At 63.2% G+C, this 16,283-nt stretch carries 14 protein-coding genes; 8 read left to right on the forward strand and 6 right to left on the reverse strand.

Annotated features, from left to right (window positions below):
* The first annotated feature begins 2 nt into the window (after positions 1–2).
* The 3 genes from JXQ94_RS07690 (at position 3) to JXQ94_RS07700 (ending at position 1,833) form a co-directional block, all read left to right on the forward strand.
* On the forward strand, positions 3–791 hold the full coding sequence (locus JXQ94_RS07690) for an NAD kinase (protein ID WP_421923729.1): 789 nt from the start codon (positions 3–5) through the stop codon (positions 789–791).
* 74 nt (positions 792–865) lie between these two features.
* The gene (locus JXQ94_RS07695; protein ID WP_421923191.1) at positions 866–1,324 is read left to right on the forward strand and encodes a response regulator; all 459 of its coding nucleotides are present in this window, start codon (positions 866–868) and stop codon (positions 1,322–1,324) included.
* 11 nt (positions 1,325–1,335) lie between these two features.
* On the forward strand, positions 1,336–1,833 hold the full coding sequence (locus JXQ94_RS07700) for an Hpt domain-containing protein (RefSeq protein ID WP_421923192.1): 498 nt from the start codon (positions 1,336–1,338) through the stop codon (positions 1,831–1,833).
* 87 nt (positions 1,834–1,920) lie between these two features.
* On the opposite strand, the gene JXQ94_RS07705 is transcribed toward JXQ94_RS07700, so the two are convergent.
* Positions 1,921–3,057 (reverse strand): DUF2336 domain-containing protein, encoded by a 1,137-nt coding sequence (locus JXQ94_RS07705; protein ID WP_421923193.1) that lies wholly within the window; start codon positions 3,055–3,057, stop codon positions 1,921–1,923.
* A 105-nt stretch (positions 3,058–3,162) separates the two neighbouring features.
* Positions 3,163–4,017, reverse strand: coding sequence for a hypothetical protein (locus JXQ94_RS07710; RefSeq protein WP_421923194.1), 855 nt, complete (start codon positions 4,015–4,017; stop codon positions 3,163–3,165).
* 220 nt (positions 4,018–4,237) lie between these two features.
* Here JXQ94_RS07710 and JXQ94_RS07715 point away from each other — a divergent pair, with 220 nt between their 5' ends.
* Complete coding sequence (locus JXQ94_RS07715; RefSeq protein WP_421923195.1) at positions 4,238–4,744, forward strand: DUF6491 family protein; 507 nt, start codon at positions 4,238–4,240, stop codon at positions 4,742–4,744.
* A 30-nt stretch (positions 4,745–4,774) separates the two neighbouring features.
* Here the strand turns inward: JXQ94_RS07715 and galE are convergent, their stop codons facing one another.
* Positions 4,775–5,761, reverse strand: coding sequence for a UDP-glucose 4-epimerase GalE (gene galE / locus JXQ94_RS07720; RefSeq protein ID WP_421923196.1), 987 nt, complete (start codon positions 5,759–5,761; stop codon positions 4,775–4,777).
* A 278-nt stretch (positions 5,762–6,039) separates the two neighbouring features.
* Between galE and rpoN the strand changes: the two genes are divergently transcribed.
* Positions 6,040–7,353: an RNA polymerase factor sigma-54 gene (gene rpoN, locus JXQ94_RS07725; protein ID WP_421923197.1), complete on the forward strand. Its 1,314-nt coding sequence runs from the start codon at positions 6,040–6,042 to the stop codon at positions 7,351–7,353.
* 20 nt (positions 7,354–7,373) lie between these two features.
* On the opposite strand, the gene JXQ94_RS07730 is transcribed toward rpoN, so the two are convergent.
* The 3 genes from JXQ94_RS07730 to JXQ94_RS07740 all read right to left on the reverse strand — a co-directional run bounded on the left by JXQ94_RS07730 (position 7,374) and on the right by JXQ94_RS07740 (position 12,770).
* Positions 7,374–8,783: a sigma-54-dependent transcriptional regulator gene (locus JXQ94_RS07730; RefSeq protein WP_421923198.1), complete on the reverse strand. Its 1,410-nt coding sequence runs from the start codon at positions 8,781–8,783 to the stop codon at positions 7,374–7,376.
* Complete coding sequence (locus tag JXQ94_RS07735; protein ID WP_421923199.1) at positions 8,780–11,122, reverse strand: PAS domain S-box protein; 2,343 nt, start codon at positions 11,120–11,122, stop codon at positions 8,780–8,782. The genes JXQ94_RS07730 and JXQ94_RS07735 overlap by 4 nt, the downstream gene beginning before the upstream one ends.
* A gap of 187 nt (positions 11,123–11,309) precedes the next feature.
* Positions 11,310–12,770, reverse strand: coding sequence for a WecB/TagA/CpsF family glycosyltransferase (locus tag JXQ94_RS07740; protein WP_421923200.1), 1,461 nt, complete (start codon positions 12,768–12,770; stop codon positions 11,310–11,312).
* Positions 12,771–13,072: 302 nt separating this feature from the next.
* On the opposite strand from JXQ94_RS07740, the gene JXQ94_RS07745 reads away from it, so the two are divergent.
* The 3 genes from JXQ94_RS07745 to JXQ94_RS07755 are packed head-to-tail and all read left to right on the forward strand — an operon-like array spanning position 13,073 to position 16,271.
* Complete coding sequence (locus JXQ94_RS07745; protein WP_421923201.1) at positions 13,073–14,344, forward strand: oligosaccharide flippase family protein; 1,272 nt, start codon at positions 13,073–13,075, stop codon at positions 14,342–14,344.
* A 2-nt stretch (positions 14,345–14,346) separates the two neighbouring features.
* Positions 14,347–15,282, forward strand: coding sequence for a glycosyltransferase family 2 protein (locus JXQ94_RS07750; protein ID WP_421923202.1), 936 nt, complete (start codon positions 14,347–14,349; stop codon positions 15,280–15,282).
* Positions 15,279–16,271 (forward strand): glycosyltransferase family 2 protein, encoded by a 993-nt coding sequence (locus JXQ94_RS07755; RefSeq protein ID WP_421923203.1) that lies wholly within the window; start codon positions 15,279–15,281, stop codon positions 16,269–16,271. The genes JXQ94_RS07750 and JXQ94_RS07755 overlap by 4 nt, the downstream gene beginning before the upstream one ends.
* The last annotated feature ends 12 nt before the right edge of the window (positions 16,272–16,283 follow it).

A 16,283-nucleotide genomic window follows, 5' to 3' on the forward strand; every position in this document is an offset into this window, starting at 1 on the left:
TCATCAGGTTTTCCTTCGAGCCCGTCATCACCGCTTCCCTCGCCTTCCTTGCCAGCCCCCGTCCTGAGGCCAAGGCCGCCAAGTCGCGCCTTGAACAGGTTTATGGTCATGTTCCGATCGGGGAGGCCGAGATCATTGTTGCCTTGGGCGGCGACGGGCTGATGCTCGACGCGCTGCACCGGTCCATCAAGACCGGAGCGCGGGTTTACGGCATGAATTTCGGCTCGGTCGGATTCCTCATGAATGATTTCCGCGAGGACGGACTGACAGAGCGCCTCGCCCTGGCCGAGCGCGCGCGCATCCATCCCTTGCGAGCCGTTGGCGAGGACATTCACTGCAAGCCTTTCGAGGCTCTGGCGATCAACGAGGTCTCGCTTTTGCGTGAAACCCGTCAGACCGCCAAGATCAAGATCACGATCGACGGCACCAGCCGGATGTCGGAATTGCAGGCGGACGGTGTCCTGGTTGCCACCCCGGCCGGCTCCACCGCCTATAATCTTTCGGCGCACGGACCGATCCTTCCGCTCGATTCCACGGTTCTCGCCCTGACACCGATCAGTGCCTTCCGCCCGCGTCGCTGGCGCGGCGCCCTTCTGCCCCGCAATGCCCGGGTCGGGTTCGAGATCGTCGAACCGTCGCTGCGACCCGTCTCCGCCGTGGCGGACAATCAGGAATTTCGTGAAGTCGCCCGTGTGGACGTCGTGGAAGCGCAGGATGTGACCCTCACCATGCTGTTCGATCCGGGCCGTGATCTGGCTGAACGCATTCTGGTCGAACAGTTCGAAAACTGATCCGATTTAGGCTGGCGTTAAGCAAGCCGTGCCAGTCTGCACGGACGATTTGATCGAACGGACCCGAGCCCGCAATGAACGACTTCGCGCTGGACAAGACTTTATCGCGTCTCACCATACTTCTGGTGGATGACAGCGCGGCCCTGCGTGGCGCGCTGAAAGTCTCGCTGACGGCGTTCGGCTGCAGCGAGGTCATCGAGACCGACAGTGTGGAACGGGCGCTCGATGTGGTCGGCTCCAGACAGATCGATCTCGTCATTACCGACTGGAAGATGAAACCCCGCGACGGCATCGATCTCGTTCGCACGTTGCGCGACCGGCGCCACAGCCCGGCGCCAAACCTGCCGGTTATCATGCTGTCTGCCTACAGCGCCGAAGAGCGCGTTCGCGAGGCACGAAATACAGGCGTGGATGCCTTCCTGACAAAACCTTTCACCGCGGCCAATCTCGCCCAGACCTTGCGCGAGACCCTCGGCTATCAAACCCACAACCGGGCTGGCGCTGAAGACGCCGCGCTCGCGACTGCCAGCTAAGAGGACGTCTCATGGCCCAGAACAAGGATGTGGAGGTCATCTCCGCCCCCAACATGTTGCAGATCAAGGTCGGCGGACCGATCAGCCAAGGCGATCTGCACATGATCGAGAAGGCTGAAGAGGCCCTCAAGGACATGCGCGGTGATTTCGGCCAGTGGCTCGAAGAGGAAGTCGTCAAGCTGGAGGCTGCCGCCAAGATCGTCCGCGAGACCGGCCTCAAGGGCGAGGAGGGCGAGGAACTCTTCATTCGCGCCCATGACCTGCGCGGACTGGGAACCACTTATGAATTCCCGATCGTCACCCGCCTGGCCAAGTCGCTGACCAAGATGATCGACATGCCGGAGAAGCGTCAGAAGGCGCCGACCGCCCTCGCCCTGGCCCATGTCGGTGCGATCCGCGCGGCCCTGTCACAGAATATCCGGGATGATAATGATCCCGTCGCCGCCGCACTGGCCGGCGAGCTGGAAACCCAGACGATGGCCTTTGCCGCGCCCTGGAAAGACGACTGATCCGGTCACGCCCTGCGGCCTAATCCAGACATGAAAAAGCCGGTGCATCAGCACCGGCTTTTTCATGGGCGATGATGAAGGCGTGCCTTACCCGGTCGCCTTGAGCGCGTCCCGGTCGTCATCGAAGCGGCTCATCACATAGTCCAGATCGTCCTCGGGAATACCCTGGAAGCGCGTGATCGCGCGCTCGGCCAGCGCCCGGCGGAAATGCGCCCGACCGGCTTCATCCTGGGGGATTTCCATGCCGTGATAAACGTCCAGCGCCGCCCTCACTGCCGGATAGAGACGCGACGGCATGCCGGTCCGGTCATAGACGGCGCGCAGACCCAATGGCCCGGCATCATGAACCAGCAACCAGGCGCGCGAATGGGTGACACCCGCCAGCTCGGCAAAGGCATGCTCGACGAAGGCGATATGTCCGCGCAACAGGGCGCGCAGGATCAAGGACGGCGTCAGCCGGCTGTTGAGGCGCAATTGCTGGACGAAATGCTTGGGATCATGAGCCAGACCGGCCTGGTCAACCAGGTCCAGGGTCGCCCGTTCGCGCGCGCCCTCGGAAAGTTCCACTGCCAATTGCGGCGGCAGGGCGTGTGTCTTCACCAGACGGTTCAGCGCCACGTCAGAGACGTGGGCGATCAGGCGCTCGGTGACACTCAGCGGCAATTGCGAGCGGGCCACGAAGGCATCCATCACGCCGCTATTCTCGCAGAATTCGGTAAAGGCCCGCTGATAGGCCGCATCATCGAACTCGGCCCCGTCATTCGACGCAGCGACCGACACGGCAGCATCATCACCACTATCGAGGATTTCATGGACCACGATCGGCGCGACCTGGCTGCGACCGGCGATGGCACAGCGCTTGGTCGTCTCGGCCGTTTGCAGGACGACGAGCAGGTCCTCATCGGTGAGAACCGGCGAGTTCTCCAGAACAGGCGTCGCAACACTGTCAACATCGGCCGCGAGCTTGCGCGCGATGTCGCGCGGCAGATTGGGCGACTGTCGCAGGGTGATGGACATTGCCCGACGGACCAGTTCGGCCGCGTCACGTGCGATCAGATCAAGGATGTCCCGGGCCGCCATACGTTCGACGTCGGTCAGGGACGCGGCATCCATGCGGCGGCAGATTTTGCGCGCTGCCATGGCACGGGTCTCGTCATTCTCGCCTTTCACCAGGCGGCGAATATCATCGTTTGTCAGGCTGTTTCGAAGGGCTACGACACTCATGGGACGTCCATTTCAAACGCGAGAAAACGGGTCAGACGCAAAGATTCTGGTGAGAAATCTAAGCGCGACATGCTTAATGAAATCTTGCCGGCGCCTGCGTCGCGTTTACGAATCGCGAACCCGACCGGCGCGTGGGGCATCCAGCGAAGCGAGGATTTCAACCAGAGCCGGCGACAGCTCGCCATTGCCGACCTGCAGATTGGAACGCATCGAGGCAACCGACTGCATGACCGGCGACGGGGCCGCCATGCTATTGCCGCTCGTCGAGCCCGAAGGCGTGGCCAGCATGTTGCCGACCTCCTGCATCGCCGTGGCCTGGGCCAGCTGGCGGGTATTCCCGCGCGTGCGGGCCCCATCGCCCTCATGGGTCAACACCGCCAGAACTTCAGCGGTGGAGCGCGGACGCCCGCCCTCGAAAAAAATCGGCCTGTTGGCCCGGGCCGCGGCCGGAAACAGGGTGTCGGCGCGCTGGTCCGGACGTCCCTCCGCCGCGGAGATCAGTTCGGCCGCGCCCCCGGCGCCGAGAAAATGGGCGGCATACAGCTCACCACCTGAAGCCGGTCGCCCGATGCGGGACTCGATGACGCGGCTGTTCTCGGCTGCCAGCTCGCCCGCCATGCGGGCAGAGGCGACGGCGTCAAAGCGCAGATCGAGGATTTCCTCGCGTCGCGCCGGGTCCGTGACGGTGAAGCGGCCATTGGCATTCTGGGTGATGGCGTCGGCTTCGGCAGCATAGCCATGCTCGGCACCACGACGGGACAGAACCCCCAGCCAGGTCTGCTCAATGAACTGGAACATGCCGGCGGCGCTGGAGGTTCGCGCTTCGGCCCGCACATCGAAATTGCTTTCCCGGGCGGCGGTGTCCACCAGGAAGTTGAAATCGGTTCCAGTCTCCTGCGCAGCCTGGCGAATGGCGCGCATCGTGAAGTCCTGGCTGTGTGTGTCGACGGGGCTGACCAAATCTGTCTCTCCGCGGGCGTGGTTGCCAAAGGGGGATCCCAAGAGGCCGAATCGCCTCGAATCGCCTGCCCAGACTCACGCAAACGTGGCTAACCCGGCGTTAACGCGGCCCGCCGACCGGCTTGCACAGGCCTGCGGATAGGCCAATAATAATCGCGAGGGACGTCCGACCCGTTGCCTGTCATCATGCGATGCCGGGCCTCCAGCCAGGAGACGACGCATGACACGCCTGATCCGCACGCCACAGACCCGCAAATCCCCGGCCCGCCAGACACTGGCGACAGGACTCGTCGCCGCGCTCGGCGCATTGGGTCTTGCCGCCAGCGCCGCCGCGCTCACGGCGCAGGACGGGGCGGCAGCTCCGGCTCAACCCGAGACCGAAGCCACCACCGAAGCCCGGGACGGCCCGATCCGGATCCGCAATATCAATGGCTACGCCGTGCTTGACCGCCAGCACCTGGTGTTGCGCGCCGGTGCCAGCCGCCGCTATCTGGTGACGCTCAAGCGCCGCTGCATGGGTTTGCGCTCCAGCACCGGCGTCGGCCTCAGCATCGACAATTTCGCCACCATCCATAATCCGCACTTCGAATACGTCCAGACCCGGCAGGATCGTTGTTATTTCGACACGATCGAGCAGGTCGCCAGCAATGACGAGGCGCGGGCATTGATCGAAGCCCGGGCGAACGCTGCCGCGGACGCCGAAGGCGATGCCGACAGCATGCGGTGAGTGGGTGCCGCAAGCGGACCGGCAGCCCCGTCAAGCCGCTTCGGATCGAAAACGTGGCTCATGGTACCGCCATGCATCCTGGACGATTTCCTGAATCGATGACCGACGCGGCGTGAATCTCAAAGCCTCGCGCGCGAAACCAATATCCGCGTAGAGCTCGGGCGCATCGCCTTGGCGCCGCTCAGCCAGCAGGCGCGGCACAGGCCGGCCGACCACCTGCCCGACCGCGTCGAGAACCTCCAGCACGGTAACGCCCTGCCCGGTGCCAAGATTACAGGCGAAACTTTCACGCCGGCCTGCAAGCCTGTCCAGGGCCAGGAGGTGCCCGACCGCCAGATCGTCGACATGGATAAAGTCCCGCACGCAACTTCCGTCCCGCGTTGCGAAGTTGGTCCCGAAGACCTGCATGGGCCCGCCAATGCCGGCCGCCGCTTTCAGGGCGTTCGGGATCAAATGCGTTTCTGGCTCGTGCTCTTCGCCAATATCGCCGTCGCGGCTGGCCCCACTCGCATTGAAGTAACGCAGTGCCGCGAAATCGATCACGCCTGCCCTCGCCGCGTCTTCGAGCGCCTGCTCGACGGCCAGCTTCGTGCGACCATATGTATTGATGGGTTGCCGGGCATGACGCTCATCCAATGGCAGGTATTCCGGCTCGCCATAGACCGCGCACGTCGATGAAAAGACGATGTTCCGGCAACCATGCCTTTGCATCGCGGCGAGCACGCCCAGGGAGCCCGCGACATTGTTCTCCCAGAACGCCACCGGTTCGCGCTCACCAATACCGACCTCGATCGACGCCGCGAAATGCAGAACCGCATCGGGCCGGTAGGCCCGGAAAGCGGCGTCAAGCGCGGCGCGATCGCGGATATCCGCCTCAACCAGCGGCCCCCATTTCACGAACTCGCGGCGACCGGCCGAAAGATTGTCGAACACGACCGGCTGGTCGCCACGTCGGGCCAGCGCTTTTGCGGCATGGGCGCCGATATAGCCAGCCCCCCCCAGAACCAAAACCTTCATGGATGACCCTTTCAGCTTCACAGAGACGTCGATCTCCAAGGAAGGCTGCAAAGCCCGGCCCGAATCGCCGCCTATGCGTCGCCAGCTCAAGCCCCACAGGGGTTTGCGGAACGGCAGGTCGAGGTCGCGGGCGAGCCGCCGGCGCAATCCGCAATCGCGACCGGCGCAAATCGCATGACCCGGTGTCGCACTCTGCGCCGCACTGAGCATAAAGCATTGATTTAAATAGCCCTTCACAACGCACCTCCCGTGCATTGATACTGATCAGGGAGGTCATCATGACCAGTTACACACAAAGAATGGGCGTTTCGCAGACGCAAACCCTCGGACAGACCCTGTCGCCGCAAATGCAGCGCACAATGCGAATTCTCCAGATCCCGCGCGACGAGCTGGAACGGGAGATCGCGGAGATTTGCGAGACCAATCCGCTCCTTGCCGATCAGCCGGCCTGGGCTCGCAAGGGCGGGCGCTCGGGCGATCCCGGTGATTGGGCCGCATCGACCGCCGCTCCGACCAACCTGGCCGACCACCTGTTCAATCAGCTGGCCCTCACCAAGGCACCGGGCCCTGTCAAACAGACCGCCATACGCATCATCGAACACATCGCGCCAGACGGGCGGATCTCAGGCGAAGACTGGGACAGGCTGGCCTGCGCCCCGGACGCGACGGCAGCGCTCGACCTGGTGCAGGGCTTTGATCCCGCCGGCATCGGCGGACGATCCCTGGCCGAATGCCTGGCGTTGCAGCTCGACGCGCCGCGGGCAAGCTGTCCGGGCTGGCGCGCCTTTCTCGACAATATCGATGCGCTGGCAAATGAGCCGGCACGCGTGCTCGCGCGACGGTGCGGCGTCACCGAAGCGGAACTCGGCGGGATGATCGCTCATTTGCGGACCCTGGACCCCGTGCCGGGCCATCGCTTCGGCACCACAGAGCCGATCAGCATCACGCCGGACCTGCGCGTTGTGAAAACCCAGACCGGCGAATGGTCCGTTGGCCTGACATGGGATCCGCAAGCCGGTCTCGCGACCGAGCCGACATATCGTGACTGGCAAAAAGACACCTCCCTGCCGGCCTCCGCCCTGCCCTTTTTGAAGGCCAGGCAGGAAGAGGCCGATTGGCTGCGCAGTGCGCTCAAGCAGCGCGGACACACCCTGCTGCGCGTGGCCCGTCTGGCGATCGCCTTCCAGGACCGGTTCCTGACCGATGGCCCCGAGCACCTGGCACCGCTGACCATGCGGGAGATCGCGGCGAAGACCGACCTGCATGAATCCACGGTCAGCCGCGCCGTCGCCAACAAATTCATCCTCACGCCGCGCGGCGTTCTGCCTCTGCGGGGATTCTTCTCCACGGCAGTGACCGGCGACAACGAACATGCGGACATTTCGTCCGCCTGCGTGCGCGCCCGGATCGAAACCCTGATCCGCGAGGAAGCCATCCCCGGAGCGATGTCAGACGCGGCAATCGCGCACACGCTGACGGCATCCGGGGTTCGGATCGCGCGACGTTCGGTGGCCAAGCATCGCGAGCAAATTGGTGTGGGGTCCGCGCGCGAGCGGGCGCGGATGGCGACCTACAGCATCGCCGCGGAATAAGCCGCTTCAGAGGACCGGATTCAAACTTTCTCGGCCCATTGTTCGCGCTTGCGATAAATCGTCGACGGCGCGATCTCCAGTTGCTTGGACGCTTCGGTGACATTGCCATCACACAGTGCGATCGCGTGCTCGATCGACCGCTTCTCGACCCGCCACAGCGGCTCAATACCGGCGGGCGCCGGAGCCAGAGTCTCGCCGCTGACGGCCGGGCGGGTCGGCGCGGCAAGCGGATCCTGCTGGCGCGGTGCTGAATGCCCCCCCTGTGCCGCATTGAGCATCAGATCCGATGCTGCGATCTCCGCACCATCGGTCAGCACCACGCAGCGCCGAACAAGGTTTTCCAGCTCGCGGACATTGCCAGGCCAGTGATGCTGCAACAGGGCCTGTCGTGCATCCTCGGCGAACGCCAAGTCTGCCCGGCCTTCCTCGGCGGCGTAGCGCGTGAGGAAAGCATCAGCGAGCATCAGGATGTCTCCCGCGCGATCACGCAGCGGGGGGAGCTCCACCGGGATCACATTCAGGCGGAAATACAGATCTTCGCGCAAGCGCCCGGCCCGCACCGCGCCCCAGGGGTCGCGATTGGTTGCCGCCACAATACGGATATCAGTTTGCCGAACACGGCTATCGCCAACCCGGGCATAGGCACCGGTTTGCAGGAAACGCAGGAGTTTGGGCTGGAGATCGATCGGCATCTCGCCAATTTCGTCAAGGAAGAGTGTTCCCCCATTGGCGAGCTCGGCCGCGCCGGCCCGGTCGGAGGTCGCCCCGGTAAAGGCGCCTTTGACATGACCAAATAATTCGCTCTCGATCAGATCCTTCGGGATGGCCCCGCAATTGACCGCAACGAAAGCCCGACCGGCCCGCCCGCTGGAAATATGGATCGCACGGGCAGCCAGTTCCTTGCCGGTCCCCGTCTCGCCCGTGACGAAAACGCCGGCATTGGACGGCGCCGCGGACTCGAGCACGCGATAGACGGCCTGCATGGGCAGAGAGGCGCCGATGAACTCGGCGAACTGGGCTTTGGGTTTGCTCTGCTCGAGCGCTTTGACAACTTTCTCGAGTTTGAATTTTTCAACCGCATTCTTGACCGTCGTGATGAGACGCTCGGCGCCGAAAGGCTTGACCAGAAAATCCGTCGCGCCTTCGCGCATCGCTTCAATTGCCGTGTTGATCGATCCGTTCGCCGTGACGACCACAACCGGTGTCGTGATCTGCGCAGCGCGCCAGGAGCGCAGCAGGTCCATGCCGTTCGCGTCAGGCAGGTTAAGGTCGAGCAGAATGCAGTCCGGTCGCCCAGCGCCGATTGCGCGCTCTCCGGCGACCCCCGTCTCGGCAATCTCGATCGCCGCCACATCGCGTTTGAGCTGAGCCTCATAGGTGCGCGCAAGCGATGGGCTGTCTTCAATAATCAGAACCCGTCCGATACTCATCCGCGCCCTCCTTCAATCTGCGCCAAAATATTCTCCGCCACCGGCAGGAACGCTTCGGTCGCCCTGTTCAAATCGGCGACCAAGGTGCCAGGCACCCCATCACCATTGTCGACACTGCAGACCTGTTCCAGTCTTGCAGCGATACGGGCCAGCGCCTCTGCGCCGACATTGCTGGCTCCGCCCTTGATCGCATGCGATTCGTGTCGAAGCCGGGACACATCGCCGGTCCGCGCATGATCGGATATCCGCTCCAGGCGTGATCGCAACTCACCAAGAAAAATGCGCAAGACAAACGCATATCCGGCAAGGTCACCGGCCCATTGATCGTCAATATGCTCCGCACGCAGAACGGCATAATGCGCCGCCTCGGCCCGCGGCAGCCATTTTTCCAATTCGCGAACGAGATCCTTCAAGCGGATGGGTTTGGTGAGAAAACCATTCATGCCGGCCGCCCGGGTCTGTTCGCGGTTCTCCGGCAAGGCATGAGCGGTCAGCGCCACAATGGGCGTAGCATGTCCGGCGGCGCGGATCAGGCGCGAGGCCTCGAGACCATTCATGATCGGCATGCCGACATCCATGATCACAAGGTCATAGGCAGCGCCATCGACGGCCTGAACCGCAGCCGCACCGTCCGCGACAATCTCCGGCTCAATCCCCAGCTTGGCCAGCATATTGGCAATGACCGCCGCATTGGTTTCACTGTCCTCTGCGAGAAGGACGCGCCCATGCAAGAGCTGTGACCCGGGTGCTGCAGAAGGTTCCTCAGCCCCGGCAGACTGGCTGAACACCGCAGGGAGTGTGACGCGAAACAGGTTGCCGACGCCGACCTGGCTTGTCGCGTGGATCTGACCGCCCATGATCTCGACAAGCTCGCGGCTGATGGCAAGGCCGAGTCCGACCCCCTGGTTCAGAGTGGTCGGCGAAGCCGAAGCTTGTTCGAATCTGGAGAAGAGCTTCGGCAAAACCTCGTCTGAAATACCGATGCCGGTGTCGTGAACATTGAATTCGATCTTGCTCGCGCCGCCCTCATCCAGGAGACGAGCCGTTACCGTCACACGGCCTTGCGTGGTGAATTTGACCGCATTGCCGACCAGATTGAAAAGCACCTGCCGAACGCGCCCCGGATCACCGACCAGGCGTGGCGATTCCGGCATGGTGGCGACCTCAAGCGCAAAGCCCTTTTCTTCGGCTGGATTGGAGAAAATCTCACGCACCTGGTCGAGCAGGTCATTCGGCGAGTATGGCTCCTCCTGCAGGTCGACGCGCCCGGACTCAATATGGCTGATATCCAGCACATCATCGATCAAGGTCAGAAGGCTCTCTGCAGAGCGTTCGGCCAGGTCGATCATTCGCACGGCGTCATCGCCCAGCCCCGCCTTGTTGATCAGGCCGAGTGGGCCGATCACGCCGTTGAGCGGCGTTCGCATTTCATGGCTCATATTCGCGAGAAACTCGGTCTTGGCAGCACTCGCACGTTCCGCTTCGGCCTTCGCAGTGCGCAACTCGGCTTCTGTCCTCGCGCGCTCGGAGACATCTCGAACGACGCTATGGACCAGAATTCGCGTGTCGGTTTCAAACGCGCGCGCATTTACCTCGGTCGGGATTTCGACTCCCGTTCGATGGGCAAAGCGCACTTCGAGCCGAACCTCCCCGTCATCCTCGATCGCGGCAATGGACTGACTGGCGGTCGCGTGGTCGGCCTCCAACATGAGGCGCGGCAGCTTCATGCCGATCAGCGTCTGCCGGTCCCAGCCCGACAACTCCTCCGCCCGGGTATTCACATCAACGATTTCGCTATCCAGCGTGTGAATGAAGATCGCATCGCCGGACCGTTCAAACAGATCACGATAACGCTGCTGCGACCGCCTCAGCTCTTCTTCGTCCGCTTTCCGCTCCGTGATGTCGCGCAAATAGGCCGTGAAATATGTTTGATCCGTGAGATGTACTGGCGTGATGGCGAGCTCCACCAGCAATTCGCGACCGCTGGCGTGCAGCGCGGGCACTTCGATCCGCTTCCCGAGAACCGCATGCTGGCCGCTGGCGAGGTATTTCGACAGGCCCGCATGATGCGCGCCCCGCAGCGACTCCGGAATCAGCAGCTCGGCCAGAGGCTGGTTGAGCACGTCCTCGCGATTATGGCCAAAGGTGCGCTCGGCGGACTCATTGAACTCGATGATCAAGCCATCGGAATCAATGATGACGATACAATCAAGCGCGGCCTGCACGAGGGCCGCCCGCAAGGCAGCCTCGTGATCTTCGGCGCGCCGGTCACGCGTTCCCAGAACCGCGCTTCTTGGATTGGAATCGGCGGGTTCGGGGCGGTTATCGGAACTGGTCATGACGGATCTCCCTCGCATGAGATCCGGCTGCAAACTCTGGCCCGCCACCGCTCCGGTCGCGCGCGGAAACATTTCAACGCGTTAGCCCGCGGATCAGGTCGTGAAGCATTCGCTTTTTGCAACAGCATTGCAATATGCAACGCCCATTCGTCACATATTGCAACCACATTTACCTCATCCAAACCGGCTAATAGGCTCCTTTCGCTGTCAGGACCGCCAGCGGAGTGCGCGCCAGGATCTTGATATCCCCCAGCACTGACCGCGTCCTCAGATAGTCGACATCCAGTTCGACCATTTGCTGGAACGGAATGTCAGCGCGACCGCTGACCTGCCATATCCCCGTAATTCCGGGCTTGCCCGCCAGTCTTTGACGGTCTCTCGCAGAATACTTCTCTGTTTCCCGCGGCAGGGCCGGGCGCGGTCCGACGAGCGACATCTCGCCGCGCAGCACGTTGAAAAGCTGCGGAAGCTCATCGATGGAGTATTTGCGTATCCACCGGCCGACCCGCGTGACGCGTGGGTCCTGCTTCAGTTTGAACGTCACGCCGTCATCGCGGTCATTCGCGCTCATCAGCTCATCCAGGCGCGCTTCCGCATCAACATACATCGACCGGAATTTGAGCATGTTGAAGGTCGCGCCATTCTCGCCGACGCGCTCCTGGCGGAACAGCGCTCCGCCCCGACTTTCCAGCCGGATCGCAAGCGCGCTCAGAACGAGCACGGGCGAGAGGGCCGCAATTGCCGCGCTCGCCACCGTAATATCGAGCGCCCGCTTCAAGCCATTGCTGACAGCGCGTCGGCGACTCTCCCGGCGCTTCACCCAACCGTGAATCAACGCCCGGCTGAGGAAGGTGACATTGCCGAGGAGATAGCGGCGCCACATGCGTTGTGGTTCCTGGAGAAGCCGATAGGCCCATTCCAGCCGCGCCTGACGCAGCCATCCGGGCGCGCGCTTCGTCGCGCCGGAGGTGAAGTCGAACAATCCACCGACACCGGCGACCAGCGGTGCCTCGATCCGGCCGGCGACGCGCGCCAGCCACGTATCCTGCGCCGGCACGCCCATCGCGACGAAAAGGACGTCCGGCCGACAGGCATTGACCCGGTCAATCACCGTGTCCTCGTCTTGCGGACCGAAATAGCCATGAAAACTGCCGGCAATCTTGAGCGCGGGAATTCGGGCCTTGGCGACCCGGGCTGTGGCATCAGCGACACCTGGCCGACCGCCAAGGAAGAAGACCGACTTGCCGGCCGCAGCCAGCGCTTCACAGAGCGGCAGAAAGAGGTCGGTGCCGTTGAGATCTTCGGTCACCGGCTCACCGCCGAGATGACTAGCAATCTCGATGCCGATCCCGTCCGGCAAGACCGCGTCACATGACTGCAAGGCCTGGCGGTATTGCCAGTCTTTCGACGCAACATTTGCGCAGTGCGCGTTCACAAACGCGATCCGCGTCTTGATACCCCAGCGCACGCGCGCCACGAGCGCCTGGATCGCATCGCTCTGGCACATGGCAAGCAGCGGCAGACCGAGCACATCGACAGCCGGACCGACGCCATCGCGACCGCTCGTCTCCCCGGCTGTGGCGTGCGGCTGGAAACGGGCAACCGGCGCGAGTTCTTTCACCTTCATATCCAAAGACAGATCAACCATCGAACAACTCCATTTCGGACTGCCCTACAGGCTTCACAGTCGGGTCCACTCGCGGGGATCGACACGCAAGGCCCTGATTTTACTGCGATTCAGCCTAGATACCCGACGTGTTCAGAGCCTCGTTCTTCCGAAATTGCGATGCGCGATCTCTCGCAATGCGGCGGCGGTCTCGCAGAATGCGGAACCCAGCCCGGCACAGCCCGGCGATAAATCCTCTAACAGGTTGTTTTTCAATGCACATTCCGAACGCTACCGAATTGGCGCCGGACTTGAAGCTTGCAGGTCAGCAAAAGGACGCGACCATGATCCGCACGGCCCGAAACCTGTTTGAACGCGATACGCTCTTGAAGAATGTTGGCTGGCTGGCCTCCGGTGAAATGCTCTCGCGGGTCACAAGACTGTTCGCCGCCATCGCGCTGGCGCGCATGCTCACGCCGATCGAGTTCGGGACCGCGGCCATCGCCATAACCGTCTTCGAACTGGTTCGTGTCTTCAATCAGAACGGCGTGGGGGCCGCGGTCATCGCCGCAAAGGACGACGCCCTGCCCGGCCTGATGCGAACCGCACACCTGACGGCGTGGGCGACCTGCCTGGTGCTGGCCGGCCTGCAATGTCTGGTCGGTTACATCGTTGCGCGCTCGACCGGGTCTGCAGAGATCGGTTGGATGATCGCCAGCCTGGCCGGGGTTTATCTGGTCATGCCCCCGGGCATTCCGCATGGCTGGATGCTTCAGCGTCGACAGAATATGCGCCGCCTTGCGACCGTGAACGCGGGCCAGACCTCGATTGACAATCTTCTGACGGCCGCATTGGCGCTGGCCGGTTTCGGGGCATGGGCGATCGTCCTGCCCAAACTCCTGACCGCGCCAATCTGGCTTGCCGGCGTCATGTGGGGCCGCCCCTGGCGGCCCGACCGATCCGCCGGTTTTGCCTCGCCGCGCCGGCTGTTCGCCTTCGCGGCTCCGGTACTCGGGTCAGAAATTCTCAACGCGACACGCCTGCATGTCGACAAGCTCATCATCGGTGCGGTTTGCGGCCTGGAGCTGCTGGGCGTCTACTACTTCGCCTTCAACGCCGGCCTTGGCCTTTCCTCGGCACTGTCGACGGCCTTCAACGGCGCCTTGTACCCCAATCTTTGCGAGGCCGTTCGCAAGACCGGTTCCGCGTTTGGCGCCTTCAATACCGGCTTGAAATCGGCGGGTGTGCTCCTCACGGCGCTCTTCCTGATCCAGGCCGCTCTCGTGCCGATCTATGTTCCCATCGTGTTCGGAACGGATTGGACATTCGCCGTCCCGCTGATCGCCGTGCTGTGCCTGAGCGGGCCTGCCAAACTGCTCACGGACGGATGCGCGCTTCTGCTCCGCGCGAGCGGCCGGCCACGCCTGGAGCTGGTGGCCGTCAGCGCAACGACTTTCACCTGTCTGGGCGCCCTGATGATCGGCGCCCAGGCGGGTCTGGTCCCGGCAGCGATCGCCCTCACCCTCGCCGCGACCCTCACGGCGCTCGCCCTCTACCCGATCCTGCAGAACCTGTCGGGCGAGGATGCCGTGCCCGCCCTGCCCAAGGAGGCCTGATCATGGTCCGAAATCCCATCGCCTCGGTTGTGATGCCGGTGTTCAATGCCGAAGCAACGCTGCCCGGATCAATCCTCTCCATCCAGGCGCAGTCCTTTGGGGACTGGGAACTCATCCTGGTTGATGACGGGTCCACCGACGGCTCGCTGGCGCTGGCCAATGAGCTGGCCCGACGCGATCCCCGCATTCGGGTCACGACCCAGTCAAATGCCGGACCGGCCGAAGCCCGCAATACCGGCATTCGTCTGGCGCGCGGGCGTATCATCGCATTTCTGGATGCCGACGACCTCTGGCACCGGGAGCGGCTTGCGGCCTGCCTCGACCATTTCGCGCGAAACCCGCAAGCCGGACTCGTTTTCACCCGCGTGGCTTTCATCGGTGCAGACGGTCAACGTGCCGCCGATGCATCGCCCCATTTCAGCGCGCTCGGGCCCGGCGAACTGATATCGGAAAATCCGGTCTGCACCACCTCGAACATCGCCGCCCGATCGGTACTGCTTGACCAGATCGGCGGCTTCGACATGAAAATGGCCTATATCGAGGACCAGGATCTGCTTTTCCGCGCGGTCACCGGGTCAGGCTGGACCGTCGAAGGCATCGACCGCGTTCTGATGGATTACAGCATCGGCGGACGCTCGCGATCGGCAGACCTGACCCGGACCGCCAGGAGCTGGCGGCGCTTTATCGCGCGGGCCGAAGCGATATCGCCGGACCTGGTCCGCCCGCGCCGGACCGGCCTGGTCGCCGACTTTCACCGCAATCAGGCAAGGCGCGCCCTGCGTGGCGGCCTGCCGGCCACCGCGCTCGGCTTCATGACCCAGGCTCTGTTCACAGACCCGTTGATCCTGATCCGCATGCCGCGGCGCGTCGGCCTCACCATCCTGGCCGCATTCGCGCTTTTGCTGCCCATTCCCCAACTCAAGGAGTATCTGCGATGACCCTGCCAGCCATCTCGGTTGTCATGCCGGTTTACAATGTCGAGCGTTATGTCGAAGCGGCCGTGAAAAGCGTGCTCGACCAGACCTTCGCGAATTTCGAGCTTCTGGTCATTGATGACGGCGGTACGGACCGCTCGATTGCGCTGTGCCGGGCATTCGCCGACCCGCGCATTCGCATCATCAGTCAGGAGAATCGCGGCCTGGCCGGCGCGCGGAATACCGGTATCCGTTACGCCCAGGCCGACATTATCGCCTTCCTCGACTCCGACGATCTGTGGCACCGCGAGAAGCTCGCCCGCCATATGTCGCATTTGCGGCAGCGGCCGGAGGTGGGGGTCAGCTATTCCGGAGCCCGCCTCATCGATGATGAAGGCCGGGATATCGGCCTCGAACAAACCCCGAAACTGACCGGCATCACGTCGAAGGACGTCTATCTGCGCAATCCGGTCAGCAATGGCTCTACCCCGGTTATCCGCCGTGGCGCCCTTGACGACATCGCCCGCCCGTCACCCGCTCATCCGGGTGAGCATGTCTGGTTCGATGAAGACCTGCGGCAGTCCGAGGACATTGATTGCTGGATGAGGATCGCCCTTCTGACAGGCTGGAAGTTCGAGGGCATTCCCGGCGCGCTCACGGCTTATCGTATCAATGCCGGCGGCCTCTCGGCGAATGTCACACTCCAGTTCGACAGTTGGCTGTATGTCCGCAACAAGGTTCGCACACTGGCGCCCGCTTTCGCCAAGCGATGGGAGGCGTCGGCCGAGGCTTTTCAACTGCGCTATCTCGCGCGGCGGGCAATCCGGATGCGTGATCGGGGCTTGGCTCTGAAACTGGCGCTGCAATCCGTCCTGAAAGCGCCAATCGCCGTGCTGCGCGAGCCGGTCAAGACCACCACGACGGTGGGCGCGGCAGCGGTGCTGAGACTGGCCCCTGAACGGGTCTACGAACGGCTGGAAGCCCTGGCGCTACCGTCCGCGCAGACCAGCTAGGACAGACATGCC

Source organism: Maricaulis maris (assembly GCF_049116555.1).
Classification (GTDB): Bacteria; Pseudomonadota; Alphaproteobacteria; order Caulobacterales; family Maricaulaceae; genus Maricaulis; species Maricaulis maris_C.

Bases quoted from the DNA above. Each gene is read 5' to 3' on its own strand.
- JXQ94_RS07695 (WP_421923191.1), top strand. From the start codon at position 866: ATGAACGACTTCGCGCTGGACAAGACTTTATCGCGTCTCACCATACTT.
- JXQ94_RS07700 (WP_421923192.1), top strand. From the start codon at position 1,336: ATGGCCCAGAACAAGGATGTGGAGGTCATCTCCGCCCCCAACATGTTG.
- JXQ94_RS07705 (WP_421923193.1), bottom strand. From the start codon at position 3,057: ATGAGTGTCGTAGCCCTTCGAAACAGCCTGACAAACGATGATATTCGC.
- JXQ94_RS07715 (WP_421923195.1), top strand. From the start codon at position 4,238: ATGACACGCCTGATCCGCACGCCACAGACCCGCAAATCCCCGGCCCGC.
- galE (WP_421923196.1), bottom strand. From the start codon at position 5,761: ATGAAGGTTTTGGTTCTGGGGGGGGCTGGCTATATCGGCGCCCATGCC.
- rpoN (WP_421923197.1), top strand. From the start codon at position 6,040: ATGACCAGTTACACACAAAGAATGGGCGTTTCGCAGACGCAAACCCTC.
- JXQ94_RS07730 (WP_421923198.1), bottom strand. From the start codon at position 8,783: ATGAGTATCGGACGGGTTCTGATTATTGAAGACAGCCCATCGCTTGCG.
- JXQ94_RS07735 (WP_421923199.1), bottom strand. From the start codon at position 11,122: ATGACCAGTTCCGATAACCGCCCCGAACCCGCCGATTCCAATCCAAGA.
- JXQ94_RS07740 (WP_421923200.1), bottom strand. From the start codon at position 12,770: ATGGTTGATCTGTCTTTGGATATGAAGGTGAAAGAACTCGCGCCGGTT.
- JXQ94_RS07745 (WP_421923201.1), top strand. From the start codon at position 13,073: ATGATCCGCACGGCCCGAAACCTGTTTGAACGCGATACGCTCTTGAAG.
- JXQ94_RS07750 (WP_421923202.1), top strand. From the start codon at position 14,347: ATGGTCCGAAATCCCATCGCCTCGGTTGTGATGCCGGTGTTCAATGCC.
- JXQ94_RS07755 (WP_421923203.1), top strand. From the start codon at position 15,279: ATGACCCTGCCAGCCATCTCGGTTGTCATGCCGGTTTACAATGTCGAG.